The following is a 2,500-nucleotide window of genomic DNA, read 5'->3' on the forward strand; positions in this document are numbered from 1 at the left end:
ACCATTTATATGTCCTCGCGCCGTACGCCCTTCGGGCTGGCTCCGGACGGGGCGCCGGAAAGCCGGCGGCGTGCAGTCGCACGCTGGCTGGTGGCAGACGAGAGGCGGAGCGAAAAGGTTTATGAGGCTCGCGGATCTGGCGGGTGACTTGTTTAAGATGGTTCATGGGAAAAGGTTCGAAGCTCGCAGAGCTTCGCAAGCGCAAGCGCGCGTCGGCCACTTTTGGCCGCCCCGTCCGGAGCCAGCGGCGAAGCCGCGTACGGCGTGAGGACACATCCTTGAGAAATAAAGTTTGCAACGGCTTTTGCCGTTGCCTGTTCTGCACACATTGTAAAGAGAAGATCATGTCTGGAAGCTGTCCAGTTACAGGCGGGCTACATCCCCGCCGGACAGCATTGCCGTATGATTGTGATGTCTTGGCGTTTGACGCCTGGTCGGCCTATGCAAAACCGGATGGTTTTGCGGACCAGGTTTGAATGTTCGGGGCATTGCATGACGGCTGGCGTTGCCTGACCGCGCGCCGTCGGACAGATCTCGAGAAGCTGGTCTGATACATCCCCTGGAACGCTCGGCGTGTTCCTTTGAGCGGGGTGTATCGAAAAACGAAATAGCCAATACGGTTTTGAATGTGTTTGTCCGCGCCTTGAAAGGTGGTTCGGGCATGCGTTTGCGTGTGATCTTCGGGTTTTGCGCGGGCGGTTCGGCGTTGATGAGACGTTGAAACCATTTGAAACGGATACGCATTGGCAATGAGAACGATCAAGTGTCAAAAGGGCATTTGGTGGATGCCTTGGCATGCACAGGCGATGAAGGACGTGATACGCTGCGATAAGTTGCGGGGAGCTGCGAATAAGCTTTGATCCGTGAATTTCCGAATGGGGCAACCCACCTTTGATATCTGGAAAATCATTTTTGTTCTCGCTCACGCGCGTTCGCCCTTCGGGCTGCGCTGCGCGGGCGCGCCGCATGAGCGGCGACGGCCGGTCGGCCTTGCGAAGCTCTTCGCGCTTCGAATTCTTTTTCCTTGCTTGTTTTGCGTGGGAAAAGATAACGGCGCGCCGCGCCGCAAGCGCGACTGCGCGTCGGGCCTTTTGGCCCGCCCGGTCCGGAGGTTAGCGGCGAAGCCGCGCTCAACCGTGAGGACAGAAATGGTTTCCAGATATCGATTAAAGGTATCTTGCGCTGAATATATAGGTGTAAGAAGCGAACGCGGGGAACTGAAACATCTAAGTACCCGTAGGAAAGGACATCAACCGAGACTCCGTCAGTAGCGGCGAGCGAACGCGGACCAGGCCAGTGGCTATTGAAGATAAAGTGGAACCGTCTGGAAAGTCGGGCCGTAGTGGGTGACAGCCCCGTACGCGTAAGATCTTTGATAGTCCTAGAGTAGGGCGGGACACGTGAAATCCTGTCTGAACTTGGGGGGACCACCCTCCAAGCCTAAGTACTCGTGCATGACCGATAGCGAACCAGTACCGTGAGGGAAAGGTGAAAAGCACCCCGACAAGGGGAGTGAAAGAGAACCTGAAACCGGATGCCTACAAACAGTTGGAGGGCGCAAGCCTGACAGCGTACCTTTTGTATAATGGGTCAGCGACTTAGTATAACGAGCAAGCTTAAGCCGATAGGTGAAGGCGCAGCGAAAGCGAGTCTGAATAGGGCGCTTTAGTTCGTTGTATTAGACCCGAAACCGAGTGATCTAGCCATGAGCAGGTTGAAGGTTGGGTAACACCAACTGGAGGACCGAACCCATATCTGTTGCAATAGATCGGGATGACTTGTGGCTAGGGGTGAAAGGCCAATCAAACTCGGAAATAGCTGGTTCTCCGCGAAATCTATTTAGGTAGAGCGTCGAGTGAATACCTCTGGGGGTAGAGCACTGGATGGGCTATGGGGGCTCACCGCCTTACTGATCCTAACCAAACTCCGAATACCAGAGAGTACTGCTCGGCAGACACACGGCGGGTGCTAACGTCCGTCGTGGAGAGGGTAACAACCCTGACCTCCAGCTAAGGTCCCCAAGTTATGGCTAAGTGGGAAAGGATGTGAGGATCCCAAAACAACCAGGATGTTGGCTTAGAAGCAGCCATCATTTAAAGAAAGCGTAACAGCTCACTGGTCTAAATAAGGGTCTTTGCGCCGAAAATGTAACGGGGCTAAAGCCATACACCGAAGCTGAGGGCTTGGCATTGCCAAGCGGTAGCGGAGCGTTCCGTAAGCCTGTGAAGGGAGACCCGTGAGGGCTCCTGGAGGTATCGGAAGTGCGAATGCTGACATGAGTAACGATAAAGGGAGTGAGAGACTCCCTCGCCGAAAGACCAAGGGTTCCTGCTTAAAGTTAATCTGAGCAGGGTGAGCCGGCCCCTAAGGCGAGGCCGAAAGGCGTAGTCGATGGGAACGACGTTAATATTCGTCGGCCTGGTGGTAGTGACGGATCTTGTGTGTTGTGCTTCCTTACTGGATTGGGAGTGCGGCGAAGAGGTTCCAGGAAATAGCTCCA

Annotated in this window: 1 tRNA gene and 1 rRNA gene (both cut by a window edge); both read left to right on the forward strand. The window is 55.0% G+C overall.

Features of this window, described 5'->3' with window-relative positions:
- Positions 1-4: transfer RNA gene (locus K1W69_RS26800), tRNA-Ala, on the forward strand; it begins 72 nt to the left of the window's first position.
- Between the two features lie 753 nt (positions 5-757).
- Positions 758-2,500 (forward strand): 23S ribosomal RNA (locus K1W69_RS26805); it runs 1,272 nt beyond the window's last position.

The sequence above is a fragment of the Flavimaribacter sediminis genome, assembly GCF_019492055.1.
Lineage (GTDB): Bacteria > Pseudomonadota > Alphaproteobacteria > Rhizobiales > Rhizobiaceae > Flavimaribacter > Flavimaribacter sediminis.